Origin of the sequence: Micromonospora chokoriensis (genome assembly GCF_000718555.1) — a bacterium.
GTDB classification, from domain to species: domain Bacteria; phylum Actinomycetota; class Actinomycetes; order Mycobacteriales; family Micromonosporaceae; genus Micromonospora; species Micromonospora chokoriensis_B.
In genome coordinates, this window is record NZ_JOAN01000023.1 from 116252 (window position 1) to 142194 (window position 25943).

Sequence of the window (25943 nt, forward strand, 5' to 3'; positions counted from 1 at the left end):
GGCGCCCATCCGTCCGACAGCTCAGGAGAGGAAGCAGCAGATGGCCAGTAGTGGTGGCAGCCCGCCCGCGGTCGAGGTCACCGACCTCGTCAAGCGCTATCCCGGATGCACGACCGCAGCCGTGGACGGGCTGTCCTTCACGGTGGCCCCCGGCGAGATCTTCGGGCTGCTGGGACCCAACGGCGCCGGCAAGTCGACCACCATTGGCATCCTCACCACCCGGCTGCGGGCGTCCGCGGGCCGGGCGCTGGTCGGCGGGATCGACGTGGTCGGCGACCCGGTCGCGGCCCGTGCCCAGTTGGCCGTCGTACCTCAGCACAACAACCTGGACCGGTCGCTGACGCCACGACAGAACCTGCTGTACCACGCCGCGTACCACGGCGTCGGCCGCGCCGTACGCAACGCCCGGGCTGATGCGCTCCTGGACCGTTTCGGACTGACGGATCGGGCCGACAAGCGGATCGAGGCGTACTCGGGCGGCATGGTGCAACGGCTGATGATCGCTCGCGCGCTGATCCACGAACCAGCGGTGCTCTTCCTCGACGAGCCCACCAACGGCCTGGACCCGCAGTCTCGCCGGCTGATCTGGAGCCGGATCCGCGAGATGCGCGGACGCGGTGTGACGGTCGTGCTGACCACACACCAGATGAACGCGGCCGCCGCTCTGGTCGACCGGGTCGGCATCGTCGACCACGGTCGGCTGCTCACCCTGGACACACCGGGCAATCTGGTCAAGGGTCTCGCCGGACGATCGATCCTCGACCTGACGGTCACCCCGGCCGCGCTCGACGAACCGGACGAGCTGCTGCGTGCGCTCTCCGAGGTCTCCGGCGTACGCAAAAGTGAACGGCTCGCCGCGGCCGCGCCGCCCGGCGCCGTGGCCGCCAAACTCCGTTCCGGCCTCGGCCTCGGCGGCGGCTCGGGGTTCGGCGCGGGCGCTCCCGCCGCACTGACCGCACTGACCGCGCTGGCCCGGGAGCGGGCGGTCGCCACGCTCGCCCCCGACCCGGGCGGGCGCGAGCGCGTCCGGATCCGGCTGCATCTCGCCGCCGACCCCGCCGCCGTGCTCGGGCCGGCGCTCACCGTCCTGACCACACGGTTGGCGACCCTCACCGACGTACACATCGCCGAGCCGAGCCTCGAGGACGTCTTCATCGGACTGACCGGAAGGGACCCACGGTGACCGACCTCGATACCCCGCCGGTTGCGGCGATGAGCACCACGGCGACGCCTGCGAGACCCAGCACCCACCGGGTCTTCCTGGCCATTCTGCGCCGTGACCTGCTGGTCACCGCCAAGGAACTCTGGGTCATCCTGGTCCAGGTCGGCCTCACCCCGCTGTTCATGCTCTTCGTCTTCGTCAAGGTGCTCGGCGGGCAGGGCATCGTCGCCCGGAACTTCGCCGACCTGTTTCTACCCGGCATCATCGCGCTCGCCGCGCTCACCACCGCGTTGCAGAGCGTCGCGCTGCCACTGGTCAAGGAGTTCGGCTTCACCCGGGAGATCGAGGACCGGCTACTCGCCCCGCTGTCGACGAACCTGGTCGCGGTCGGCAAGCTCGTGGTCGCGATGCTGCGCGGGCTCATCGCCGCAGCCCTCATCTACCCGCTGGGCGCACTGATGGTCGGCTCGGCCCCGTGGCAGCCCGGACGGTTACCGATGGTCCTGCTGACTGTCCTGCTCGGCGGATGGATCGGCGGCGGCATCGGCATGACGCTGGCGATGATTCTGCCCATCCAACGGATCAACATTACGTTCTCGCTGGTCGTGACCCCGATCATCTGGACCGGTTGCATCCACTACCCGTGGCCGCGGCTCTCCTCGATGCCGTGGTTCCAGACGGTCACCGCCCTCAACCCGATGACCTACGTATCCGAGGGCGTACGCGGCGCCATGTTGCCCGACGTCGCGCACATACCGGCCTGGGTCTGTCTGCTGGTCCTGACCGGGGTGGCCGCATTGGTCACGGTCACCAGCGTACGAAGCTTCAGTCGTCGTGCCGTGCAGTGAACGGCACGATCCACGCGTCTACCGGAGGTGCTCGTCGATGAACGTGCTGGAACCCCCCAGTTCAGCAGCCCCCGCGTCGGATGGAGCGTTCGCCGCCTGGTTGGCCGAGCGGGCCGGCCGGCTGCTGCTGCGCGTCCGCGCGGAGCACGGTCACGAGGACCCGGCCGCGTTGAAGCGCGCGGGTGATCGAGCGTCGCACCAACTGCTGCGCGACGAACTGGCACGGTGCAGGAGCGCCGACGCCGTGCTCTCGGAGGAGGACGACGGCGCGCGGCAGGCATGGGCCACGGGTACGGCCGGCCCCCCGCCGGAGCGGCTGGGCGCCAACCGGGTGTGGATCATCGACCCGTTGGACGGCACCCGCGAGTTCTCCGAGCCGGGCCGGACGGACTGGGCGGTGCATGTCGCACTCTGGCAACGGAACGCGCCGACGGAGCACCGCCTCGTTGCAGGCGCCATCGCCCTGCCGGCCCAGCTCCGTACCCTCGGCACCGAGGCACCCCCACCCCGACCGACGACGGTCAGCGGTCGGACGATCCGGTTGGCGGCGAGTCGGAGTCGGCCGCCGGCGTTCTTGACAGAGTTGGCGGACGAGGTCGGTGCCGAGTTGGTGCCGATGGGGTCGGCCGGGGCGAAGATCGCCGCGGTTATCGGCGGTGAGGTCGACGCGTACGTGCACGCGGGTGGGCAGTACGAGTGGGATTCGGCGGCGCCGGTGGCGGTGGCGACGGCCACGGGATTGCACGCCTCCCGAATCGATGGTTCCGCGTTGCGATACAACGAGCCTGATCCCCGGCTGCCGGACCTGGTGGTCTGCCGGCCGGAACTGGCCGCCCCACTCCTCGCCGCGCTGCGGCAACACCTGACCCTCAGGCCGGCGACGGCCACGGCAGCCGGTTGAGGCCGCGATGACGACAATCGACGCGACGCCCGCGGCGACGTACCGGGTGTCGCACCTGGACGCGATCGAGGCAGAAAGCATCTTCGTCATGCGCGAGGTGGTTGCCGAGCTGGAGCGCCCGGTCCTGCTCTTCTCCGGCGGCAAGGACTCGATCGTGATGCTCCGGCTGGCCCAGAAGGCGTTCGCGCCGGCCCGGATTCCGTTCCCGGTGATGCACATCGACACCGGGCACAACTTCGACGAGGTGTTGGACTACCGGGACCAGCGGGTGGCCGAACTCGGCCTGCAGTTGGTGGTGGCGAGCGTACCCGAGGCGTTGGAGGCGGGCCTGGTCCGCGAATCCGCCGACGGGATGCGGAACCGCATCCAGACCCCCGTCTTGTTGGCGGCGGTGCAGAAGTACCGGTTCGACGCGTTGTTCGGCGGGGCACGGCGGGACGAGGAGAAGGCCCGGGCCAAGGAGCGGATGTTCAGCTTCCGGGACGACTTCGGTCAGTGGGATCCGAAGAACCAGCGGCCGGAGCTTTGGTCGTTGTACAACGGTCGACATCATCCGGGCGAGTCAATCCGGGTGTTCCCGTTGTCGAACTGGACCGAGTTGGATATTTGGCACTACATCGCCCAGGAGCGGCTGGCGTTGCCGTCGATCTACTACGCCCACGAACGTACGGTGATCGAACGCGACGGAATGCTCTACGCCGTGAACGAGTTCATCACGCCCCGGGGGTCGGAGGAGCCGTTCAAGGCGCGGGTGCGGTACCGGACCGTCGGCGACGCCTCGTGCACGGCGGCGGTGATGTCCGAGGCGGACACCGTGGACCTGGTGATCGAGGAGGTCGCGGCGACCCGGATCACCGAGCGGGGGGCGACCCGGGGCGACGACCGGGTGAGTGAGGCCGCGATGGAAGACCGCAAGCGGGAAGGCTACTTCTGATGGGCACGACCGCGGTTCCGGTGGCCGAGGGCGCGGCGCCCGAAGGCAGGGCGATGGACCTGTTGCGGTTCGCGACGGCGGGCAGCGTCGACGACGGTAAGTCGACGCTGATCGGCCGGTTGCTCTACGACACGAAGTCGTTGTTCACCGACCAGTTGGCAGCCGTGGAGGCCGTCAGCGCGGCCAAGGGCGACGAGTACACGAATCTGGCGTTGCTGACCGACGGCCTGCGGGCAGAGCGGGAGCAGGGCATCACGATCGACGTGGCGTACCGGTATTTCGCCACACCCCGGCGGAAGTTCATCATCGCCGACACCCCCGGACACATCCAATACACCCGGAACATGGTCACCGGTGCCTCCACCGCCGACCTGGCGTTGATCCTGGTCGACGCCCGTAAGGGTTTGGTCGAGCAGTCCCGCCGGCACGCGTTCCTGTGTTCGTTGCTGCGGGTGCCGCACCTGGTGTTGTGTGTGAACAAGATGGACCTGGTGGACTGGTCGCAGGAGGTGTTCGAGCGGATCTCGGATGAGTTCACCGCCTTCGCGGCGAAGCTGGAGGTTCCGGACCTCGCCGTCGTCCCGGTCTCGGCGTTGCACGGCGACAACATCGTGACCCGCTCGGAGCACACCCCGTGGTACGAGGGCCCGTCACTGCTGCACTACCTGGAGCGGGTGCACATCGCCTCCGACCGGAACCTGGTCGACGTCCGGTTCCCGGTGCAGTATGTGATCCGCCCGCAGTCGACCACGATCACCGACTACCGGGGTTACGCCGGGCAGGTCGCTTCGGGTGTGTTGAAGCCGGGGGACGAGGTTCTGGTTCTCCCCTCCGGGTTCACCTCCCGGATCGCGGGGATCGAGACCGCGGACGGGCCGGTCACCGAGGCGTACCCGCCGATGTCAGTCACGGTCCGGTTGACCGACGAGATCGACATTTCCCGGGGCGACCTGATCTGCCGGCCGAACAATGGCCCGGCAGTCGCGCAGGACATCGAGGCGATGATTTGCTGGATGGACGAGAGCACTCCGCTGCGTCCCGGCGCGAAGTACACCATCAAGCACACCACTCGTACCGCCCGGGCCGTGATCCGCGAGCTGCACTACCGACTTGAGGTTAACTCGCTGCATCGTGACGAGGCTGCCCCTGAACTCGGACTCAATGAAATCGGCCGCGTCCGCATGCGTACTACCGTCCCGCTCCTCGCCGACGAATACCGGCGTAACCGCACCACCGGTGGTTTCATCCTGATCGACGAAACCACCAACCGCACCATCGCTGCCGGAATGATCGTCGACACCAATTGACTACGGGAAGGGCCCCTCCCGCTACCGGAAATCGGAGCGGGAAGGGCCCTTCGTCACGTCTCAGAGAGTAAGGGTCCAAGTGTTGATGTAGCCGGTGTCACCGGAGAAGACGTCTCGCACTCGAAGCAGCCAGGTGCCGTTCGCCGGCTCGGTGGAGAGATTCGCGGTATAGGTGGTGTTGACGTTGTCGGCACCGTCGAAGAAGCTCTGGTTCTTCAGCCGGTAGACCGTACCGTCCGGTGCCACCAGATCGATGATCAGGTCACCGCGGAAGGTGTGCACAATATTGACCGCCACTGTGGACGCCGAGGAGGCGTTACGGTTGCAGCCGGTGATGACAATGCCGCTGGTCACCGCCGTGTTGCTGTCCGGTATCGCCACATCGGTGCCGTTGGTGCCCGAGCACCCACCACCACCCGAACCGGTCACTGTCAACGAGTACGTGGCGCTGCGCGTACCCGCAGTGCCGGTACCGGTCACACTGACGCTGTAGGTGCCGGAAGGAGTGCTCGCCGAGGTGGCGATGGTGAGCGCGGATGAGCCGCCCGAGGTTACCGTGGCTGGACTGAACGAGGCGGTGGCGCCACTCGGCAGCCCACTCGCCGACAGGCTCACCGACTGCGCCGAACCGCTGGTGGTCGCGGTACTCACGGTGGCACTGACCGAGCCGCCCGGCGCGGTCGAACCGGCCGTCGGCGACACCCCGACGGAGAAGTCGTCGGCCGGTGGAGTGCCGTCGTTGACCACGTAGAGCAACTTGTTCGGGGAACCGGTGCCGGGGTTGGTCACCACGTTGTTGGTCGCGTTGTTCACCAGGTAGTCCCGGACCTGCTGGGGGGTCCAGGTGGGGTTGGCGGAGGCGACCAGGGCAGCAGCACCGACCACGTGCGGGGTGGCCATCGACGTACCGCTGATCGTGTTGGTTGCGGTATTGCTGGTGTACCAGGCCGACGTGATCGACGAGCCGGGCGCGAAGATGTCCAGGCAGGTACCGATGTTGGAGAAGGACGACCGGGCGTCCGTGCTGGTGGTCGAGCCGACCGTGATCGCCTCGGCCGTCCGGGCCGGCGAGGTGTTGCAGGCGTTGCCACCGTTGTCGTTGCCCGCGGCGAGACCGTAGGTCACACCCGAGTTGATCGAGTTGCGGACCGCCGTGTCGAGCGAGGCATTCGCACCGCCGCCGAGGCTCATGTTCGCCACGGCCGGCTTGATCGCGTTAGCGGTGACCCAGTCGACGCCGCCGATCACACCGGCGTTGGTGCCGCTGCCGGAGCAATTGAGCACCCGAACGCCGACCAGCTGCACGCCCTTGGCCAGGCCGTAGGAGGAGCCTCCGACGGTGCCGGCCACGTGCGTGCCGTGCCCGTTGCAGTCGTCGGCGGAGCCGCCGTCGACCGCGTCGTAGCCGCTGGTGGCCCGGCCACCGAAGTCGTTGTGGGCGAACAGGATGCCCGTGTCGATGATGTACGCGTGCACGTTGGTCGCGGTGTTCGGATAGGTGTACGAGCTGTCTAGCGGCAGATTGCGCTGGTCGACGCGGTCCAGGCCCCAGGATGGGGGGTTCGACTGCGTCCCGGAGATGCGGACCGTGTGGTTCTGTTCGACGTACGCGACATCGGGGTGCGCGGCGATCCTGGCCGCCGCCTTGGCGCCGGCCGTGATCTCGAAGCCGCGCAGTGCCGTTGAGTAGGTCCGAGCGACCGCTCCGCCGTGCTGGCCAGCCAGTCTGCTGGCCGTGGCGCCGACCTGCGCCCGACTCACCGCGCTCTCCTTGAACACCACGATGTAGCTGTCGCTGACAGCCGTGGCACCGCCGGCACTACGGATGACGCCCTCCGGTTCGGCCGCCACGGCCGGCGTGGCGGCCGTGAGTGCCAGCATCGCGACGGCGCCCACCACAACTGACCTTCTCGGGAGACTCATTCTCCCCTCCCTCCGATCGGCACACGTTCGTCCACTCGCCCACAACGAGGAATCGATGATGGCCGATTGAGAGGAGCTTACTCAACGATGGTGACAGAAGACAGATGTCGGATCCTCTATACCTCTCATGAGATGGAGGTCAAGGTATGGCAATTCATTTCAGATCACAGGGCCCTGACCCATGCCGACACTGGCTGGGCTCCCCGCCTTGATCGTCTAATAGGCGCCGGCAGGGCATTGTGGGGATTCGCGCAGTTTGGCGATCGAGCCGACGAGTTGGGTTTCGACCCCTTGCGGGATGTTCATTTCGCCTCAGCGATGAAGCAGCCCAACGGCGCACCGTGAATGAGCGGGGCGGAGGACGGACATGGCGAAACTCCGACGAATGTTTCAGCCGTGCGACACGCCTGCTACCGGTTCGCCACTGAGGAAGGCCTCCAGGACCTCGGTGAACCGCGCCGGCTGCTCCTCGGCCACGTAATGGCCACAATCGTCGAGGACCACCCCGGTGACATCGTCGGCCGCCAGCCGCATCGTCTCGGCGACCATCGCGCCGCTGTATCGCGCACCGCCGACGGCGAGCACCGGCAGCGTCAGCCGGGTCTTCCCGCGCTGCTCGTTCTGCGCGATCGTCTCGTCCAGCGCCCGGTAGTACGCGAAGCTCGCCCGCAGCCCGCGAGGATCCGCGACGATCGCTTCGACGTACACGTCGACGGCGTAAGCGGGGATCGCGTCCGGGGTGGCCGCCTTCTTGGCGAACTGGTAGCCGAAGAAGAGCCGCTCCCGCCCCCGGACCAGCTCCTCGTTGAGATCGGCGAGTCGGTTGAAGCCGAAGTGCCAGAGCCGCTGGTTGACCGCGTCCGGGCTGAAGACCGAGGGGGTCGGCGTGAGACCGGGGATGATGGCGTCGACGACGGCGAGCCGGCCCACCCGCTCCGGGTGATCGGCGGCGAGGGCATACCCGGTCCACATGCCGATGTCGTGGCCGACCACGTCGAATCGGTCGTGCCCGAGCGCGGCCATCAGAGCGACCAGATCGGCAGCGAGGGTGCCGGCGTCGTAACCGTCGTCGGGCTTGTCGGAGAGCCCGGCACCGCGCGAGTCGACGGCGACGACGGTGTGCTCGCGGGCGAGCGCGGGCATGACCTCCCGCCAGGCGAACCAGGTCTGCGGCCACCCGCCGACCAGCAGCAGCGGCGGGCCGTCCCCGCCGGTGACGGCGTGCAGCCGCAGCCCGCTCAGCTCCACGAGACGGCTAGTGAAGACATCGGTGAACCCGTCGGGCAGCCGCAGCGAACTCAGGTTTGTCATGCCGGCGACCATACACATCTTGGAACGATCAGTACAAGACTCTTGGAACGATCGGTGCAAGATGTGTAGGCTGACGAACCATGGCGGGCCGCAAGCAATTCGACGTCGACGAGGCGCTACGACGCGTGATGCACGTCTTCTGGCGCTGGGGCTATTCGGAGGCCTCGATCGACCGCCTGACCGAGGGCACGGGCCTGGGCCGGAGCTCGCTCTACGGCACCTTCGGCGACAAGAGCACCCTCTTCCGGAAAAGCCTCCAACGGTACGCGCAGACCTACCACCCGCTGTACGACCAGGCACTGTCCGGCCCCCACCCGAGCCCGAGCGCCGTTGTGGCCGCCTACCTACAGGTCACCCTGAACCGCATCGCCGACCCGACGGTCCCGGATGGCTGCCTGCTCACGGTGTCGGCAACGCAGTTCCCGGCCCTCGACGCGGAGGGCCAGGCGATGGTCCGCGCCATGATCGACGGTTTGCGGGCGATGCTGCAGCAGGCGTTGCTGGCGGCGGGGGCCGATGAGCAGGAGGCGGCAGAGTTGGCGTTGTGCACGCTGGCAACGAACAAATCCCTGGCGGTGTTGAGCCGCGCCGGCTTCTCGAGCGAAGACCTGGCAACCGTCGCCGCAGCCGCCGCCCGTCTCCCCGGGAGAACACATCCACTGCCTGAGTAGTGCGATGGACACCCGGGGCCCCGGCAGTGTCGTTAGTGGTCGGCTGCTGTCGGCGGGCCGTCACCGGCACAGCCGGCGGGCAAGAGCTTGCCATCCTCGAACGCCGGCCAGCGAGCACCGAACCAACATCCCGCGCAGGTACACGTAAGACAGGCTTCCGAAGGTGAACATTGCGCGAACGGCTGATTGTCGTGTCGATGTTCAGGGAACTCCTCACCCAAACACGTGACGACATGCGAGGTGCGCGATGACCGAACCCGTCGCCAGTGGTGGTCTCGTCGACCCGGAGATCGCCCTGCAACGCCAGGTAGAGATGCTCGGACAACGTTTCCCGGACGCGGACCGCGCTGAGCTTTCCACGCGTGTCCATGACACGTACGAACGCCTGAAGACCGAGGCGAGCGTTGACGCGCACCTGGTCGCCCTGACCGAGAAGCAGGTCGCGGAGGATCTACGAAGCGACGGCGAGACAGTCCACGTCCGCAGCGACAACCCGGCCTGAGCGGTCACACACCGTCGCGGGGTGCCGGCGCAAGCAGCCGCAGGGGTGCCACGTCGGCCAGTGGTTCAGCGTCCGGGTTGGGTACGGTGCGGGGCAGCAGCGCGGCGAGACCGGCGCGCGTGGCCAGCACGATCAGTCGGTCGGTGCGAACCAGCGGCCGGCGTTCCGGCAACGACCAGATTGTCTGGCCCGCTCGACCGGTCCGCACCGCGATCACCCACACCCCGCCGGGTTGGATGACGTCGCGGCAGTACTGGCCTTCGAGTTCGGAACCGGCGCCAATCGGGAGATCGGCCACCAGCAACACCCGGCGGCCAACCGAAATGGTGTCGATGACCTGCCGGCTCATCATGGCGGCCGCGAACGCCGGCGCGGCCAGGGAAGAAACGCTACGTGACTCGTTGATGCCCAGGATGCGTTGAGTACGCTCCGCGAAGCCATCATCGAACAGCCGCAGTACCACCCGCAACGGGGCCCGGGGTCCTGCCGACCGGGCTCGGTCCGCCTCGTGTGCGGACCGCCCGGACAGGGCGGTCTCCAGGTTGGTGACGTCGTCGGGGGTCAACACCACGAGCGCCCGGCAGGTGTGTACGGAGGCGGCTCGTAGTGTGTCGGGGCGGGTCGCGTCTCCGACGATGACCGGTAGGCCCAGCTCACGAGCGACACCAACGCCGCGCGCCGACTCGGTCCGGTCGACGGCGACCACCGCAATGCCGATCGAATGGAGTTCCTCCAGCACCCTGGTGCCGATGTTGCCCAGGCCCACCAGTACGACGTGGTCGTCGATCGGCTCGATCATGCCCCCGGCGGCGACCGCCAGCCGGGCGCGCACCAGCGAGTCCACCACCAGGGCCGTGACGGTAGGCAGGAGAGCCACCCCGGTGGTCACCAGCACCACTGCGGTCACTTTCTCGGCAAGAGGCGCGGCAGAGTCCGCCTCGGTGCCACCCATCGCGGTCAGTAGCGTCAGGTAGGCCGCCTCCCCGAGGTTCAGGCCGCGGGTGTACGCGAGCAGAACGCTGGCGGCGGCGAGCAACGCGGCCGTGCCGGCCAACGCCAATCGCAGATTGCGGCTGAACACCAATCCGAGTGCCCGCAACAGGCGCGGCCGTCGACGCGGCAGGCCCAGCCGGGGCCGCCCGTAGGCACGCACCAGCAGCAGATCGGCCGAATCCTGGTCCGCCGGAAGGACGACCAGATCAGAGCCGGTCGTCTGGGCCAGACCGCAGACCACATCCACGCCAGCCAGGTCAACCGCTCTGCGCATCGCGGTACGCAGAAGCTCACCGCCGGGCAGCCGCAGGTACGTCGGCGTGGCGTCCCCCAGGGTGGCGGCAACGAACGCCGGTGCGGCAATCTCGGATCCGGAGAGTACGGCACAGTCCCCGAGCATCGCGGCTACGCCCTCGCCGAGCACGGGATTGAAGAGTCGGATCACGAGCCGCACATCCGGGGCCAGTTCCCGGGCGATCATGGCGGCGTCCACGTTCGTCACGTCGTCGACGCCGACGAACGCCACAGCCGCTGCCTCCCGAACCCCGGCCTGGTCGAGCACCTCCCCCGTCAGGCGCCGCGCGGTGATGATCTCGGGCTGACCTTCCACCACCCTGAAGTCCGAAGTGAAGTCGGCAATGTCGGGTGCGTGGTTGTCGCTCGACGAAGGTAGGACCACGGTGACGGCGACACCGTAGCGGTCGGTGAGTTCGGTGACCAGGCGGCGAGCCACCGCGCCATCCCCGCACACCACGAACCGCTGCTGTGCCGGCTCCGCGCTAGAGCCCTGCCTGACGTCTTCGGACACAGCCGCAGGGTAAACCGCCGTCGCACGTCGAACGGGTCGCCCAAATCCACTCGGCGAGCACCTCCGCGCCGACGCTGCGCATGCAAACCAAGGAACTAGCTAGCGACGCGCGGGTGTCGATAACCCGGTGCGCAGCGAGTGCGACACCCCGAACAACGGCCCGATCTGGCGCATCGTCAGGCTTAGCGACCAAGCGGACCACCTTGCCGAGCTGGGCGGGCTGCAACCCGGTGAACGGAAAGATCCACTCCTGATGGGCTGCGGTGATCACCTGCACCCAGGCATCCTGACCGACCGTCCTCAGCAGACAGGCACCGGGTTACGAGACGCCCCTTAGCGCCTACCGATGCGCAGGCTGGACCGGACCACCAGCGGCCGCGTCTCCGCCTGGGTGGGGGGGCGTCCGTACGTGTACTTCACGTTGCGTTCGGCACACATCGCTGCTATTCACCGTGCACTCGCTCGGGTGGTCCCGCCGCGGCCGCTCGGTTCCACCACCGCGTTCAGCTGGCACACGGTCGTAGGCAAAGCGTTCGCCGACAATCAGCCGGCTCCGCAGATCATTCGAATCGCTTGAGCGTCGTCCGGGCCAGATTACTGGAATATGAGTCCGCCCCTAGAACTACGTCGGACCGGCCAAGGCAGGCCAGCAGAACCTCTCGAGCGCGGCTCAGATCCCCCTTCTCGTACAGCGCCACTCCCAGATCGGCCTGTGCCTTCAGCGTCTCGGGAGCATCGACGCCGAGCTGCTGTTCCCGCACGCGAATCACTTCTTCGTACTCCGCGATCGCCTCGTCGAAATTTCCTAGCTTGACGCGATAGATGGCGACGGCCACACGGCACACCGTCGTCCAGATGTGCTCAGGTCCGAGCCACTCCAGCGAGTCCTGCAGGTTGCGCAGGCACAGATCCAGAGCGTGTCTGGGATGCCCTTGCAGTCCCCACACTCCGGCGATGCCGTTGCGAGCGCGTAGTTGACCTTCACGGTCGTCGGCCTCGACGCAGACGGTGCGCATCGCCGCGAACGCCGCTTCGGTCGCCTCGAGTCGTCCCGCCTGCATCTCGGCGAATGCTCGCCGCTCAATCATCTGCGAGATGGTCACCGCATCACCCGGCCGGTCCGGATCCTCGGCGAGGATCAGGCGCGCGAGGTCGACCACACTGGCGTAGAGGTCTTCGTCGAGATAGGACGCGGCGAGCGCGAGGCGGATCTCATCTTGAGTCAACGCCCGCTCGGCTCCCGGGTCGCTGGCCACCTCGAGGACCGGGCCATCGGCTCTCGCAGCAGCTTTGAAGAAGCCCTTAATTCCATGTCCCGGGGAATACATATTAATTATCGGCCCTATCGGGCCGTCCTCGACCGTGTAGCCGATTGCCGGGGACACAGTCGTCCCGTCAGCGAGTTCCGGATGCCCGGGCCAGGCAGCGGTCATCATGTGCCACGTCTCGTGCAGCATAGTGTCCACTACATTGTGCGAGTCCTGTTCCGCTGCTGCAGTGATCTCGGTGATGTCGGCGTTCGACAGACGGTCGGACACGGACTCGAAAAGATAGCGGGGAAGCAGGTCTGCGGACCGTCGTTCGATCAGGGACTGGCGAGCCGCCAGACGACCCGATTCGAGCCATACTTGAGCCAAGCTGGCGAATAGTTCGGCGGCGGTCGTGCCGGAACGCCGCGAATGGCCGGCATGTATGGTGCTGTGGCACTCCTCCACCTCGACAAGGTATCGACGGATCCCGTTCAGCCTCTCCAGCCCCCAGTAGGCGGCGACCTCCAAGGCACTCCTTCTGTCGAGCCACTGCGGCCGCAGGGTGGCGATGGAGAGCGGGCCCGCATTGACCAGATGCACTGTGGTGTCGAGAAGGATCAGCAATCTCTCGTAGTCGGCGTCCGACCATGAGTCGTCGAGCAGTTGGTTGCGAGCAGCGATGAAACGACGCTCACGTAGGACGGCCGCGTTCTCGAAGGCGTCGAAGTTCTTCAAACGCCACAGCGCATCCTCGAATGCCGCGATGACGCCCCACAACGGGATCAACGCCTTGTCGCACAGTGCTGCGGCCTGACCCATGTCACTAGCGTGGCCGGTGGCGATTCCATACCCCTGTAGCTCCTCGGCCACGAGACTCAGCGTCGTCGTCAACGAGTTTCGGAGCAGCCTCACTCGCCATCGACCCAGTGCTGACCCGAATCTGTCGACCGTGGCTCCCATCGCGGACAGGGCCAGGAAATCGAGCATCGCGGCGCTCCGTGGATCGTCGAGATGCGCCAGGCAGTCGAGAACGTAGGAGATCACGGCTGAGGTCGGAACATCCAACTTCCCTGGAATCAGGGAGTCCAGGGCAGGTCCCCGCATGCTCACGACGTCGTTGATGCGGGCTGTGATGCCGAACTCACCACGGCGCCTGTCGCGTAGAGTCGGCGTCTTGCGGAGCAGGATCAGCAGTGCTTCGATCGATGCTCGAGGGTCGTGGTTCTCCGCGAGACACAGCGTGTTCCGAAGGCTCGCCCTACCGCTCAACGGGCCCGGCGCCCGAATCAGGTACGGGGGCGGCCAGGTCATGAGTGCAGACGTAGCGAGATCCGACGCGCCAGATCCTCGGACGCCTCCTCGGAATACCCCAGATCGTTCAGCGCCTCACGGATCTCGCGATACGTCTCGTCCATATTGACGCCGTACTGGGCGATCAGCCTGGCCACTTCGGTCAGAGCCGCCATCGCTTCGTCCGGGGTGACCTGCTGGTGGGGATCCTTCCGACGACGTCTACTCGCCTGCGCCTGCACTTGCTCCATGGCCGCATCTGTCGCCCGCTCACCGAGACGGTTCAGGATTCCGGCGGCCAAGCCGCCGGAGAGGAACAGAACGACGGACTGTAGGGCCAGAACACCGGTGCTGTGGCGTACGTCGGATCCCGACTGGAGTTGGTCGACGCGTCGGGCGAGCATGTCGATGACGTCCAGGTAGCGGTCTTCGTCATTTGCGAGGTGCTCGCTGGGCATTCAGGTCTCCGTATCTACGGCGGCTGAGTAATCAGCGTTACACGTCGCACTGCGCCAGTCCCTCCCCCGAAAGAGCCGCGGTGATCCAACGATGTGGACGTCCGAGAACACCGTTCCGGCTGCCTCCCGTCCACAACGCCCCATTGGCTAGTACTTCAGGCGCACCTGCCAAACCGTTGATGCGGCCTTCGGCGAGACCAAGCCGCCGAGGACGGCTCGGAAGCCGTTGACGGCCTGGTCCTGGCTCAGCGAACCCCGGACGACCCCAGGTACAGGTCAGGGCACCAGAGGTCGTTACATGGCGTTCTATTGATTTACATCGAGGGCATAGTTGATCAACATGGACAAGATGCTCTGAGCTGTCTGTTCGCCGGCATGGACGTCCGGTACGACCTGGGCGACGACCACCGGCTTGTCGGCACCCTGTGCCCGGACATGAAGTTGACGCTGGAGCGGCCCGACCCGGACGTCGTTACCGCGGTGACTCGGTCGGCGGACCTGCTGCGTGCGGGCCGTGGGCTCCTGCTCGACCTCGTCGACCGCGCGGAGGTCCACGCCGCCGCGGCCGGGTGGACCGGACGGGTCAACACCGTCACCGCCCGCACGGACCGGGTGGACGTCGATGCGTCGCTCATCCGGCCCGACGGCTGCGTCGCCTGCGCCTTGCCTACCGGGGCAGTACCTCGACGCCACCAGCTGGTGCGTGCGCTGAGCACCTGGATCGGCCAACCGGCCTGAGCGCCGCATTAACGGTCGTCTCAGATTCGCTCGGTACGAAGCAGGCATCAGATGAGCGATGCAACCCGTCAGGAGGCTATTGATGTCAGTCAGCGCAGCGCCGCCCAGGGAAGCGCCGCCCGGTCGGTTGGCAGGCCGGTGGGTGCCGTGGCTGGTGATTGGCTTGTGGTTGGCGCTGGCGGCGGTCATGGTGCCGTTGAGCGGAAAGTTGAGCTCGGTCACCACCGACAGCGCCGTGGACACCCTGCCGGCCAGTGCCGAGTCCACCAAGGTGGCGGTACTTGAGGACAGTCTCCCCGGCGGGGACGACAACACGTTCGTCTTCGTGTACCACCGCGCCGGCGGCATGACCGACGTCGACCGCGCGACGGTCGAGCGCCACTACAACACCCTTGCCAAGCGGTACCCGCCGAAAGTGGCGGCGGCCGGCGAGGACGACGAGGGCCCACCGACGAGACTCTCCACCGACGGCAAGGCGATGATGTTCACCCTCGACGTGAGCACGACCTACGGCGCACCGGAGGCCATCGTCGGCCCGTTGCGTGACGCCGCGAAGGACCGCCCCATCGGCCTGGAACTCGACGTGACCGGCCCGGCCGCGATCGACGGCGACATGGACGCCGTCTTCGACGGCATCGACCTGCAGGTCTTCCTCACCACCGTTGTCGTCGTCACGCTCCTGCTCATCCTCACCTACCGCAGCCCGGTGTTGTGGTTCATCCCGCTGGTGGTCGTGGGCGCGGCCGCACTGACCGCGATGGCGACCGTCTACCTGCTCGTCAAGGGCTTCGGCATCGTGGTCAACGACCAGAATTCGGCGCTGCTGACGATCCTGGTGTTCGGCGTCGGCACGGACTACGCGCTGTTGCTCATCGCTCGATATCGGGAGACACTGCGCCACCACGAGAACGTCCGGGTTGCGATGGTCCACGCGCTACGCGGCGCGGCACCGGCCATCGTCGCGTCCGCGGCCACCGTGGTCGCCGGCCTGCTCTGCCTGCTCGTCGCGGACCTGAACAGCACCAGCGGGTTGGGCCCGATCGGTGCGGCCGGCATCCTGTGCGCGCTGGTGGCCATGCTGACGCTGTTCCCGGCGGTACTCGTGGTGCTCGGCAGGCGGATCTTCTGGCCGGCAATCCCGCGGTTCAGCACGACCGTGCAGGAGAAGCCGGGGCTGTGGGGACGGCTTGGCACCGCCATCAGCCGCCGCCGTTGGGTGGCGACGCTCGGCTCGCTCGGAGTCCTCGGCGTTCTCGCCATCGGGCTGGCGGGCAACACCGGCGCCCTGCGGGAGCAGGACCAGTTCCTGTCCGCGCCGGAGTCGGTCACCGGCTTCACCGTTCTCCGCCAGCACTTCCCGGAGCTCGGCGGCCAGCCGATGACGATCTTCACGCGGCCGGCGTACCAGGAGCGGGTGCTCGACATCGTCAAGGGCACTCACGGTGTGGCCCTGGCCGTCCCGGGTCAGACCAGTGGTGGCTGGGCCGACATCTCTGTGTTTCCGACGGACGCGCCGGACACTGTCGCGGAGTACGACACGATCAAGCGGGTGCGCACCGCCGTGCACGCGGTGAGCGGGGCGGAGGCGATCGTCGGCGGGCCGAGTGCGGAGAACCTCGACACCGAGGTGACCACCAGCCGCGACGAGAAGCTGGTGATCCCGCTGGTGCTCGCCGTCGTCCTGATCATTCTCGGGCTGCTGCTGCGCGCGATCGTGGCCCCCCTGGTCCTGATGGCCACCGTGATCGTCTCATTCGCCGCGGCCTTCGGCGGCAGCGTGTTCGTCTTCGACACGATCCTCGGGTTCAAAGGTATCGACTATTCGGTGCCGCTACTGGCATTCCTGTTCCTGGTGGCGCTCGGCGTCGACTACAACATCTTCCTGGCCAGCCGGGCCCGGGAGGAGACCGTGCGTCTCGGCACCAGAGAGGGCATGCTCAAAGCCCTCTCCGCCACCGGTGGCGTCATCACCTCGGCAGGCGTGGTCCTGGCGGCCACGTTCGCGGTCCTCGCCACACTTCCGCTGGTGATGCTGATCGAGGTCGGGTTCCTGGTCGCCTTCGGCGTGCTGCTCGACGCCCTGCTGGTGCGGTCGGTCCTGGTGCCCGCCCTCACCCTGCTGATCGGCCGGCGGATCTGGTGGCCGAGCCGGCTGTCCCGTCCGACGGTGGAGCCGCCGGGCGGTCAACAATCGCTCGCCGTCGACGAGGAGCCCGCGCGGTAACGGTGAGCGCGGCGGCACGGACGAGATCCGGGACGGGGACTAAGGCCCGTCCCGGATCTTCTCGTGGGCCCGACGGTCGCCGCCCCTTGGTCCTGCGCCGTGCGACCGGGGCTGGGTCGGCGCACCGCGGTGTCCTGCCCCGACGGTGAGCCGCGCAAGGCCATGCCTGAGGGCCGCCGTCCCTTGTCCTGCGCCGCCGGGGCGGGTCAGCGCACTGCGGTGTCCTCCCCGGCGGTGAGCCGCGCGATCGGGGCGGGCGGGGCCGCGGCCGGAAGGTCGACCCGAAGCAGCGCGCCACCGCGTACGGAGCGGGCGACGGTGGCCCGGCCGCCGTGGGCGTCGACGACCCGTTGCACGATCGACAGCCCCAGACCGGATCCCGGCAACGCCCGGGCGCTGTCGGCACGGTAGAACCGGTCGAACACCCGCGGTACGTCGGCGGCGTCGATGCCCGGCCCGGCGTCGTCGACCTCGAGCACCGCCGACGCGCCCTCGGCACTCAGCCGGACCTGGACCGGCTGGTCCGCGGGGGACCACTTGCCGGCGTTGTCGATGAGGTTGAGCACCGCCCGTTGGAGCGCAGCGGGACGCCCGCTCACCCAGACGGAGGTGACGTCGAGCGCGACCTCGATGTCGGGCACCCGGGAACGCGCCCGGGTCGCGGCGGCCACCACCACGTCGGCGAGGTCGAGCAACTCGGTGCTCTCGTCGGTGACGTCACCGCGCGCCACCTCGGTCAGCTCGGCGGCAAGGGTGCTCAACTCGGCCACCTGGGCGCCGAGATCGTTGAGCAACCGGGTCCGGCTCTCCGCCGACAGTGCGCTGTCCAGGGTGCCGCGCCGATCGAGCCGGATCAGCAGCTCGACGTTGAGGCGCAGGCTGGTGAGCGGGGTCTTGAGCTCGTGGGCGGCGTCCTCGGCGAGCAGCCGCTGGGCCCGCCGGGAGTCCCGGAGCGCGGCGAGCATCTCGTTGATCGACTGGATCAGCCTCCGGATCTCCCCACCGCCCTCATCCGGGATGTCGGCGTCGAGAACCCGGGTGTGCGCGACACGTACCGCGGCGGCGGTCAGCCGGTCGATCGGTGCCAGCCCGGCCCGCGCCACGGCCCGCCCGACAAGGGCGCCGCCAACCACGCAGAGCAACCCGATCAGCAACATCCCGAACCCGAACCGGTTGATCGGGCTGTCGTCGGCGACGCGGGCCACCTGGACCGCGCCGTCGCCCGCCCGCAGCGTGTAAATGCGGTAGCCGTCCTCGTCGCTGTCGTTCGACTCCATCAGGTCAGCCGACGCGCCCTGCGCCACGCGCCCGGCGTGCGCGCTGACCGGGGGCAGCGCGGGTTGGCCGGCCGGCGTCCGGGTCGAGCCGTCGGGCAGGATGACCCGTACCAGCCGACCGGACCCGGGGTACGGCGGTAGCTGGACCTGCGCCACACCGGCGTGCTCCGCGTCCGTCGCCAGGACACGGGAGTCGGCGCGCAGCTGATCCTCGGCGGTGTCCTGCAGCTCCCAGTCCATCAGCTCGCTGGCCACCTGGAAGGCCACGAACACGCTGACCGCGATGGCCGTCGCCGCGATCACCGTCAGCCTGCTCCGCAGGGACCGCCGGCGCCACCATCGGGTCAGCCGGCGCGGCTCCCGGCCGGCGGGCCTGCTCACGGAGGAGTCTCCCGCAACGTGTATCCCAGGCCGCGCAGCGTGTAGATCAATCGCGGCTCACCCTCAGCCTCCATCTTGCGGCGCAGGTAGCTCACGTACACCTGGAGGTTGTTGGCGGTGGCGCTCATGTCGAAGCCCCAGATCGCCTCGAACAGCGCGTCGCGGGTCAAGACCCGGGTCGCGTTGCGCAGGAGGACCTGCAGAAGGGAGAACTCGGTCCGGGTCAAGCGCAGCGGCCGCCCGCCACGCCACGCCTCGAACCTGTCGGGATCGACCCGGACGTCGGCGAACGACAGGATCTGCGACTCCCCGTCGGCCGGCGTGCGCCGGCGCAGCAGGGCCCGCACCCGGGCCAGCAACTCCTCGGTGGCGAACGGCTTGGGCAGGTAGTCGTCGGCGCCCGCGTCGAGCCCCGCGACCCGGTCGGAGACCTGGTCACGGGCGGTCAGCATCAGCACCGGCAGATCCCGACCCGCGGCCCGCAACCGCCGGCAGGTCTCCAACCCGCCGAGGCGGGGCATCATCACGTCGAGGATCAGCAGATCCAGTGTGTCACCGCCGGCCTCACCGACCCCGTCGAGCACGGCGAGACCGTTGGCGACGGTGCTCGTGTCGTAACCCTCGACCCGGAGCACCCGCTCCAGCGACTCACGGATGGCCGCGTCATCATCCGCGATCATGATCCGCACGCCGGACCGCCCCCTTCCAGTCGATGCTTTTCCGCTCATGGTCGCCGATCAACCTGAGGCCAGGATTAACGCGTCGCTGGGGACCGCGCTCTTACGGAAACCTAAGAATGGAACCGACCGTCGGCTCAGGAGCAGGGGGAGGACAGACGACCAGCATCGCACCCGGCAACCAGACAGTGGATCCTCCACGCCGGTCACGGGCGCTCGGCGTCCCCAGGTGGCTCCCGCGCCCAACCCTCAGCGGCGACCCGGGAGAGGTCACCCTGCCCTAGGGAACCTGACCGGTGACCCCACGACCGTCACGCTCTACCTGGCCACCGCCGACGGCCTGCCGCCTAGCGCTCGAAGTTCAACCCCGGAGTCTGGAAGCGCGCCATCCGGGCCGCCGGCATCCCCGACGACCGCCACAACGGCATGCACGTCCTGCGGCACACATACGCCTCGGTCCTCCTGGACGCCAGGGAGAGCGTCAAGGCACTGTCGACGTACCTGGGCCACACTGACCCCAGGTTCACCCTGCGGACCTACACGCATCTCCTACCGACCAGCGAGGACCGAACGCGGCGCGCCATCGACACCGCGTTCGGCGAGAACCAGGCCGCCAATGACAGCTCGGAAGCCGGTTGACGGCCTGGTTCTGGCTCAGCGAACCCCAAACGACCGCAGGTGCAGGTCAGGGCACCTGCACCCGTTACTTGGCGTTGAAGTAGCTCGCCTCCGGGTGGTGGACCACGATCGCGTCGGTGGCCTGCTCCGGCATGAGCTGGAACTCCTCGGACAGCTCGACCCCGATCCGGGCCGCGCCGAGCAGATCCATGATCTTCGCCCGGTCCTCCAGGTCGGGGCAGGCCGGGTAGCCGAACGCGTACCGGCAGCCCCGGTAGTCGTTGTGCAGGATGCCGGCCAGGTCGGCCGGGTCGTCGTGCCCCAGCGGACGGCCGTCGGGAAGGGTCATCTCGGCGCGGATGCGCTGGTGCCAGTATTCAGCGAGGGCCTCGGTGAGCTGCACGGAGAGCCCGTGCACCTCCAGGTAGTCGCGGTACTCGTTGCGGGCGAACAGCTTCGCCGCGTACTCGCTGACTGGCTGGCCGACGGTGACCAGTTGCAGCGCGACCACATCGAGCTGGTCGCCCTGGGGCTTGAAGAAGTCCGCCAGGCAGAGCCGTCGCTCCTGCCGTTGCCGGGGGAAGGAGAACCGGGCGCGCTCCGCGTGCCCGTTCTCGTCGAGCACCACCAGGTCATTACCTTCGGAGTACGCGGGGAAGTAGCCGTAGACCACGGCTGCCTCAAGGACCTGGTCGGCGATCAGCCGGTCCAGCCAGTACCGCAGGCGCGGCCGGCCTTCGGTCTCGACCAGCTCCTCGTAGGAGGGTCCGCCGCCGCCCCGGACGCCGCGCAGCCCCCACTGCCCGGAGAAGGTGGCCCGCTCGTCGAGCAGCGCCGCGTAGTCGGCCATCGGCACGCCCTTGACCACCCGGGTGCCGAAGAACGGCGGGGTGGGCACCGCCACGTCCGCGGCCACGTCGGAGCGGACCGAGGAGTCGTGCAGCTCCGGCAGTGACGTGGTGACCATCGTGCGCTGCCGTTCGCGGCGTGCCCGCCGGGCCGCGAGGGCTGCCTCCCGCTCCGGGTCGATCACCGGGGCGCCACCGCGCTTGGCGGTCATCACCCTGTCCATCAGGGACAGACCCTCGAACGCGTCCCGCGCGTAGTGCACCTGCCCGGGGAAGGCCGAGCGCAGGTCGTCCTCGACGTACGCGCGGGTCAGCGCCGCCCCACCCAGCAGGACGGGCCACCGTTCGGCGACCCCGCGGGTGGCCATCTCGGCCAGGTTCTCCTTCATGATGACGGTGCTCTTCACCAGCAGCCCGGACATGCCGATCGCGTCGGCACGGTGCTGCTCGGCGGCGTCGAGGATGGCGCTGATCGGCTGCTTGATGCCGATGTTCACCACCTCGTAGCCGTTGTTGGAAAGGATGATGTCGACCAGGTTCTTGCCGATGTCATGCACGTCGCCGCGCACGGTGGCGAGCACGATGCGGCCCTTGCCGCCGTCCTCCGCGGTCTCCATGTGCGGTTCCAGGTAGGCCACCGCGGTCTTCATCACCTCGGCGGACTGCAGCACGAACGGCAACTGCATCTGGCCGGAGCCGAACAGCTCACCGACCACCTTCATGCCATCCAGCAGGATGTCGTTGATGATCGACAACGGGGACCGGCCACCAGCCATCGCCTCGTCCAGGTCGGCCTCCAGGCCGTTGCGCTCACCGTCGATGATCCGCCGCTTGAGCCGCTCGTCCAGCGGCAACGCCGCCAGCTCCTGGGCCCGGCTGGCCCGGGCGCTTGTCACGTCGACGCCCTCGAAGAGCTCCAGGAAACGCTGCACCGGGTCGTACCCCTCGCGACGCCGGTCGTACACCAGGTCCAGGGCGACCTCGCGCTGCTGGTCGGGGATCTTCGACATCGGCAGGATCTTGCTGGCGTGCACGATCGCCGACGTCAGGCCGGCCTGCACGCACTCGTGCAGGAACACCGAGTTGAGCACCTGCCGAGCCGCTGGGTTGAGCCCGAAGGAGATGTTCGAGATGCCCAGGGTGAAGTTGACGCCCGGGTAGCGGTGGGCGATCTCCCGGATCGCCTCGATCGTCTCGATGCCGTCGCGGCGGGTTTCCTCCTGCCCGGTGGCGATCGGGAAGGTCAGCGCGTCGATCAGGATGTCGGAGCGGTCCATGCCCCACCGGCCGGTCAGGTCGTCGATCAGCCGGGCCGCGACCCGAACCTTCCACTCCTGGGTACGGGCCTGCCCCTCCTCGTCGATGAGCAGCGCCACCACCGCCGCGCCGTGCTCACGGACGATCGGCATCACCCGCGCGTAGCGGGAGTCGGGGCCGTCGCCGTCCTCGAAGTTCACCGAGTTGACCACGCAGCGGCCGCCGAGCATCTCCAACCCGGCCTCGACCACGTTCGGCTCGGTGGAGTCCAGCATGATCGGCAGGGTCGACGCGGTGGCGAACCGGCCGGCCAGCTCCCGCATGTCCTGCGTGCCGTCGCGGCCGACGTAGTCCACGCAGAGGTCGAGCAGGTGTGAGCCGTCGCGCGCCTGACTGCGGGCGATCTCCACACAGGCCCGCCAGTCGCTGGCGAGCATCGCCTCCCGGAACGCCTTCGAGCCGTTGGCGTTGGTCCGCTCCCCCACCATCAGCACCGACGCGTCCTGGGCGAACGGCACCGGGTGGTACACCGAGGAGACACCCGCCTCGTGCCGGGGCTCGCGGGCCGGGGCGGAGACGCCGTGCAGCCGCTCCGCCAGCACCCGGATGTGCTCCGGGGTGGTGCCGCAGCAGCCACCGATCAGCCCTACGCCGTACTCGGTGATGAACCGCTCCAGGGCGTCGGCCAGCTCCACGGGAGTCAGCGGGAAGTACGCCCCGTCGGCGGTCAGCACCGGCAGGCCGGCGTTCGGCATCACCGACAGTCGGATGCGGGAGTGCTGCGACAGGTAGCGCAGGTGCTCGCTCATCTCGGCCGGGCCGGTCGAGCAGTTGAGCCCGATCAGGTCCACGCCCAGCGGCTCGATCGCGGCGAGGGCCGCACCGATCTCGCTGCCGACAAGCATGGTGCCGGTGGTTTCCACGGCCACGTGACAGATGATCGGCACCGGCTGGCCCAGCTCGGCCATCGCCCGCTTCGACCCGACCACGGCCGCCTTGACCTGGAGCAGGTCCTGGCAGGTCTCGATGATCAGCGCGTCCGCGCCGCCGACGATCAGACCCGCGGCGTTCTCCTGATAGGCGTCGCGCAGGGTCGAGTAGTCGGCGTGCCCGAGGGTGGGCAGCTTGGTGCCCGGCCCGATCGAGCCGAGCACGAACCGGGGCCGCTGCGGGGTGCTGGCCGCGTCGGCGGCCTCCCGCGCGATCCGGGCGCCCGCCTCGGACAACTCGCGGATGCGGTGCGGGATGTCGTACTCGGCGAGGTTGGCGAGGTTGGCGCCGAATGTGTTGGTCTCCACGCAGTCGGCGCCGACGGCCAGGTACGCGTCGTGTACCCCGCGCACCACGTCCGGGCGCGTGACGTTGAGGATCTCGTTGCACCCCTCCAGCCCGTCGAAGTCGTCGAGCGTGAGGTCCGCGGCCTGCAGCATCGTGCCCATCGCGCCGTCGGCGATGAGAATTCGATTGGCCAGCACATCCATCAATGAAGTCCGCACCCGATCAGGTTAGTGCGATTCGGCCACACACCACGACCTCTCTCGAGCGATCCCCTATTGTGTCACCGGGATCACCCTGTCTGGTTCGTTCGGGTATGACCGGCTGCCAGAGCGGCCGACCGGCGCGGCCGACGGGCCGCACCCTCGCCCGGCACGTAGGCTGACGGACGTGAAGGACAACAGGGACGCCGCCGTGCCCCACGGTATGACGACCGGGCACGGTCCCGGCGCCAGCCGCGACGAGCAGGGTGAGGTGACGGCGTGACCGAGTTCGACGGACTGCCGGTGCTGCGGTCCCCGGTAGCGATCGCCGCGTTCGAGGGCTGGAATGACGCCGCCGACGCGTCCACCGCTGCGGTCGAGCACCTGGAACAGGTCTGGAACGCCCGGCAGATCGCCGAACTGGACCCGGAGGATTTCTACGACTTCCAGGTCAGCCGGCCCACCATCACCATGGCCGACGGGGAGACCCGGCGGGTGGAGTGGCCGACGACCCGGTTCATGGTGGCCAGCCCCGAGGGCACCGACCGCGACGTGGTGCTGATCCGCGGCATCGAGCCGAGCATGCGCTGGCGCACGTTCTGCGAGCAGGTGCTGGAGATCTGCCACAGCCTGGAGGTGGAACGGGTGGTGCTGCTCGGCGCGTTGCTGGCCGACGTGCCGTACACCCGGCCGTTGCCGATCAGCGGCAGCGCCTCCGACGCGCAGGCCGCCGAGCGTTACCAGCTCACCCCCACCCGCTACGACGGGCCGACCGGCATCGTCGGCGTGCTGCACGACGCCTGCACCCGCGCCGAGGTGGACGCCGTCTCGTTCTGGGTGCACGTGCCGCACTACGCCAACAACCCGCCCTGCCCGAAGGCCACCCTCGCCCTGCTGCACCGGGTCGAGGAGGTCGTCGACCTGCCGGTGCCGATGGCCGACCTCGCCGAGGAGTCCGCCGAGTGGGAGCAGCGCGTGCGCAGCGCCGCCGAGCAGGACGCCGAGCTGGGTGAGTACGTCCGCGAGCTGGAGGAACGGGTCGGCGACGAGGGAATCACCCCGTTGACCGGTGACGAGATCGCCCAGGAGTTCGAGAAGTACCTGCGCCGTCGGGGCGGTTCGGCCGGCCCCACCGCCGGCTCCTGGTAGCACTGCCTCTGCGGGCCCTCGGACCTTTGTGGTCTGGGGGCCCGTTTTCGCGTGTCCGGGGTAGCGCCGTCACACCCGCTAGGACATCCTAGGAACCTAGATGTGATCAAGGAGGCGGGTGTGCAGATCAATCCCGGGGCCGCGGAGTTCCCGCACCGACAGATCGCCGCGCAGCTCAAGGCCCAGGTCCGCCGCGGCGACTGGGGGCCGGGCGAACGACTGCCGTCCATCCCGGCCATCGCCGAGATGTTCGGCGTCGCCAAGCAGACCGTGCAACGCGCCGTCGACCAGCTGCGGGTCGAGGGCATCCTGATCACCAAACCCGGCTCGGGTACGTACGTCCGGGGCACCCGCCGCCGACTCAACCGGCTCTCCCGAGGCCGCTACGGCGGCTTCCGCGGCTACCACACCGACCTGGCCGCCCGATACCGTCAACAGCTCGTCTCCGTCGCCCACGCCCCCGCCCCGGCCGAGGTGGCCGACGCGTTCGGGGTGCCCGACGGCACCAACCTGCTCTGCCGCCGCCACCTCGTGCGCACCGACGACTCCCCCGTCGAGGTGGGCGCCTCCTGGTTCCTGCCCCGCGACACCGGCGGCACCTCGTTGGAGCGCGCCGAGGCGTTCGGCCGGCCGCTCTACCAGGAGGCCGAGGAAGCCACCGGACGGCGGTACGTCTCGGCCACCGACACGATCAGCGCCCGCCAGCCCAGCCGCGAGGAGGCCGAGACCCTCCAGATCCGGCCAGACACCCCGGTGCTTCATCTCCTGCACGTCGCGTACGACGCGCACCGCAAGCCGATCGAGGTGTCCCAGGCGACCTGGCCCGGCCCGATGACCACCCTCACCGAGGAGTACAAGATCCCCGGCCCCACCCCCGACCCGGAACCCGACCCCGGCCTGGTCCTGGGCTGACGGTCCCGCCCCGCCCCGCCCCGCCC

Annotated in this window: 20 protein-coding genes and 1 pseudogene; 12 read left to right on the forward strand and 9 right to left on the reverse strand. The window is 68.6% G+C overall.

The features are described 5' to 3' along the window. Positions 1-40: 40 nt before the first annotated feature. The 5 genes from IF46_RS0126705 to IF46_RS0126725 are packed head-to-tail and all read left to right on the forward strand — an operon-like array spanning position 41 to position 5152. A complete protein-coding gene (locus IF46_RS0126705; RefSeq protein ID WP_030491140.1) occupies positions 41-1183 on the forward strand; it encodes an ABC transporter ATP-binding protein in 1143 nt (380 codons plus the stop codon). Next, positions 1180-2010, forward strand: a complete 831-nt coding sequence (locus tag IF46_RS0126710) for an ABC transporter permease (RefSeq protein ID WP_232234176.1) — start codon at positions 1180-1182, stop codon at positions 2008-2010. The genes IF46_RS0126705 and IF46_RS0126710 overlap by 4 nt, the downstream gene beginning before the upstream one ends. 37 nt (positions 2011-2047) lie before the next feature. Then, positions 2048-2911 carry a 3'(2'),5'-bisphosphate nucleotidase CysQ gene (locus IF46_RS0126715; RefSeq protein WP_051724200.1) on the forward strand — a complete coding sequence of 288 codons (864 nt, stop codon included), beginning with the start codon at positions 2048-2050 and terminating at the stop codon, positions 2909-2911. A 7-nt stretch (positions 2912-2918) separates the two neighbouring features. After that, complete coding sequence (cysD, locus tag IF46_RS0126720) at positions 2919-3845, forward strand: sulfate adenylyltransferase subunit CysD (RefSeq protein WP_030491143.1); 927 nt, start codon at positions 2919-2921, stop codon at positions 3843-3845. Next, on the forward strand, positions 3845-5152 hold the full coding sequence (locus IF46_RS0126725) for a sulfate adenylyltransferase subunit 1 (protein ID WP_030491144.1): 1308 nt from the start codon (positions 3845-3847) through the stop codon (positions 5150-5152). The genes cysD and IF46_RS0126725 overlap by 1 nt, the downstream gene beginning before the upstream one ends. Positions 5153-5212: 60 nt before the next feature. Here IF46_RS0126725 and IF46_RS0126730 read toward each other — a convergent pair whose 3' ends face one another. Further along, positions 5213-7075: a S8 family peptidase gene (locus IF46_RS0126730; protein WP_030491145.1), complete on the reverse strand. Its 1863-nt coding sequence runs from the start codon at positions 7073-7075 to the stop codon at positions 5213-5215. A 390-nt stretch (positions 7076-7465) separates the two neighbouring features. Next, positions 7466-8386, reverse strand: coding sequence for an alpha/beta fold hydrolase (locus IF46_RS0126735; protein WP_030491146.1), 921 nt, complete (start codon positions 8384-8386; stop codon positions 7466-7468). Positions 8387-8466: 80 nt separating this feature from the next. Here IF46_RS0126735 and IF46_RS0126740 point away from each other — a divergent pair, with 80 nt between their 5' ends. Then, entirely contained in the window at positions 8467-9057 is a 591-nt protein-coding gene (locus IF46_RS0126740) for a TetR/AcrR family transcriptional regulator (RefSeq protein WP_030491147.1), read from the forward strand. A gap of 247 nt (positions 9058-9304) precedes the next feature. Beyond that, a complete protein-coding gene (locus tag IF46_RS0126745) occupies positions 9305-9559 on the forward strand; it encodes a three-helix bundle dimerization domain-containing protein (RefSeq protein ID WP_030491148.1) in 255 nt (84 codons plus the stop codon). Between the two features lie 4 nt (positions 9560-9563). On the opposite strand, the gene IF46_RS0126750 is transcribed toward IF46_RS0126745, so the two are convergent. From IF46_RS0126750 to IF46_RS0126760, 4 genes and pseudogenes are all read right to left on the reverse strand, one after another. Further along, positions 9564-11360 (reverse strand): NAD-binding protein, encoded by a 1797-nt coding sequence (locus IF46_RS0126750; protein ID WP_157563503.1) that lies wholly within the window; start codon positions 11358-11360, stop codon positions 9564-9566. 100 nt (positions 11361-11460) lie between these two features. Continuing rightward, a pseudogene (locus tag IF46_RS34025) lies at positions 11461-11637 on the reverse strand (IS5/IS1182 family transposase); the annotation flags it as partial. A gap of 283 nt (positions 11638-11920) precedes the next feature. Next, positions 11921-13921, reverse strand: coding sequence for a tetratricopeptide repeat protein (locus IF46_RS0126755; RefSeq protein ID WP_030491150.1), 2001 nt, complete (start codon positions 13919-13921; stop codon positions 11921-11923). Beyond that, positions 13918-14358: a hypothetical protein gene (locus IF46_RS0126760; RefSeq protein WP_030491151.1), complete on the reverse strand. Its 441-nt coding sequence runs from the start codon at positions 14356-14358 to the stop codon at positions 13918-13920. The genes IF46_RS0126755 and IF46_RS0126760 overlap by 4 nt, the downstream gene beginning before the upstream one ends. Before the next feature lie 375 nt (positions 14359-14733). Between IF46_RS0126760 and IF46_RS0126765 the strand changes: the two genes are divergently transcribed. Together IF46_RS0126765 and IF46_RS0126770 are read left to right on the forward strand one after the other, a co-directional pair. Then, the gene (locus IF46_RS0126765) at positions 14734-15096 is read left to right on the forward strand and encodes a hypothetical protein (RefSeq protein ID WP_030491152.1); all 363 of its coding nucleotides are present in this window, start codon (positions 14734-14736) and stop codon (positions 15094-15096) included. Positions 15097-15178: 82 nt separating this feature from the next. Then, positions 15179-17320 (forward strand): MMPL family transporter, encoded by a 2142-nt coding sequence (locus tag IF46_RS0126770; protein ID WP_030491153.1) that lies wholly within the window; start codon positions 15179-15181, stop codon positions 17318-17320. 206 nt (positions 17321-17526) lie between these two features. Here IF46_RS0126770 and IF46_RS0126775 read toward each other — a convergent pair whose 3' ends face one another. After that, positions 17527-18900, reverse strand: coding sequence for a HAMP domain-containing sensor histidine kinase (locus IF46_RS0126775; RefSeq protein ID WP_232234177.1), 1374 nt, complete (start codon positions 18898-18900; stop codon positions 17527-17529). 74 nt (positions 18901-18974) lie between these two features. Next, positions 18975-19667 carry a response regulator transcription factor gene (locus tag IF46_RS0126780; RefSeq protein ID WP_030491155.1) on the reverse strand — a complete coding sequence of 231 codons (693 nt, stop codon included), beginning with the start codon at positions 19665-19667 and terminating at the stop codon, positions 18975-18977. Between the two features lie 414 nt (positions 19668-20081). Here IF46_RS0126780 and IF46_RS0126785 point away from each other — a divergent pair, with 414 nt between their 5' ends. After that, entirely contained in the window at positions 20082-20294 is a 213-nt protein-coding gene (locus IF46_RS0126785) for a tyrosine-type recombinase/integrase (protein ID WP_232234179.1), read from the forward strand. A gap of 64 nt (positions 20295-20358) precedes the next feature. Here IF46_RS0126785 and metH read toward each other — a convergent pair whose 3' ends face one another. Beyond that, entirely contained in the window at positions 20359-23859 is a 3501-nt protein-coding gene (gene metH, locus IF46_RS0126790) for a methionine synthase (RefSeq protein ID WP_030491157.1), read from the reverse strand. 276 nt (positions 23860-24135) lie between these two features. Between metH and IF46_RS0126795 the strand changes: the two genes are divergently transcribed. After that, the gene (locus tag IF46_RS0126795; protein ID WP_030332815.1) at positions 24136-25005 is read left to right on the forward strand and encodes a PAC2 family protein; all 870 of its coding nucleotides are present in this window, start codon (positions 24136-24138) and stop codon (positions 25003-25005) included. Between the two features lie 120 nt (positions 25006-25125). Continuing rightward, positions 25126-25917, forward strand: coding sequence for a GntR family transcriptional regulator (locus IF46_RS0126800; RefSeq protein WP_030491158.1), 792 nt, complete (start codon positions 25126-25128; stop codon positions 25915-25917). Positions 25918-25943: the final 26 nt, after the last annotated feature.

What these genes read in the sequence shown, in the direction of transcription:
- IF46_RS0126705 (WP_030491140.1), top strand. Translation starts at nt 41, where the DNA reads ATGGCCAGTAGTGGTGGCAGCCCGCCCGCGGTCGAGGTCACCGACCTC.
- IF46_RS0126715 (WP_051724200.1), top strand. Translation starts at nt 2,048, where the DNA reads ATGAACGTGCTGGAACCCCCCAGTTCAGCAGCCCCCGCGTCGGATGGA.
- cysD (WP_030491143.1), top strand. Translation starts at nt 2,919, where the DNA reads ATGACGACAATCGACGCGACGCCCGCGGCGACGTACCGGGTGTCGCAC.
- IF46_RS0126725 (WP_030491144.1), top strand. Translation starts at nt 3,845, where the DNA reads ATGGGCACGACCGCGGTTCCGGTGGCCGAGGGCGCGGCGCCCGAAGGC.
- IF46_RS0126730 (WP_030491145.1), bottom strand. Translation starts at nt 7,075, where the DNA reads ATGAGTCTCCCGAGAAGGTCAGTTGTGGTGGGCGCCGTCGCGATGCTG.
- IF46_RS0126735 (WP_030491146.1), bottom strand. Translation starts at nt 8,386, where the DNA reads ATGACAAACCTGAGTTCGCTGCGGCTGCCCGACGGGTTCACCGATGTC.
- IF46_RS0126740 (WP_030491147.1), top strand. Translation starts at nt 8,467, where the DNA reads ATGGCGGGCCGCAAGCAATTCGACGTCGACGAGGCGCTACGACGCGTG.
- IF46_RS0126745 (WP_030491148.1), top strand. Translation starts at nt 9,305, where the DNA reads ATGACCGAACCCGTCGCCAGTGGTGGTCTCGTCGACCCGGAGATCGCC.
- IF46_RS0126755 (WP_030491150.1), bottom strand. Translation starts at nt 13,921, where the DNA reads ATGACCTGGCCGCCCCCGTACCTGATTCGGGCGCCGGGCCCGTTGAGC.
- IF46_RS0126760 (WP_030491151.1), bottom strand. Translation starts at nt 14,358, where the DNA reads ATGCCCAGCGAGCACCTCGCAAATGACGAAGACCGCTACCTGGACGTC.
- IF46_RS0126765 (WP_030491152.1), top strand. Translation starts at nt 14,734, where the DNA reads ATGGACGTCCGGTACGACCTGGGCGACGACCACCGGCTTGTCGGCACC.
- IF46_RS0126770 (WP_030491153.1), top strand. Translation starts at nt 15,179, where the DNA reads ATGTCAGTCAGCGCAGCGCCGCCCAGGGAAGCGCCGCCCGGTCGGTTG.
- IF46_RS0126785 (WP_232234179.1), top strand. Translation starts at nt 20,082, where the DNA reads ATGCACGTCCTGCGGCACACATACGCCTCGGTCCTCCTGGACGCCAGG.
- metH (WP_030491157.1), bottom strand. Translation starts at nt 23,859, where the DNA reads ATGGATGTGCTGGCCAATCGAATTCTCATCGCCGACGGCGCGATGGGC.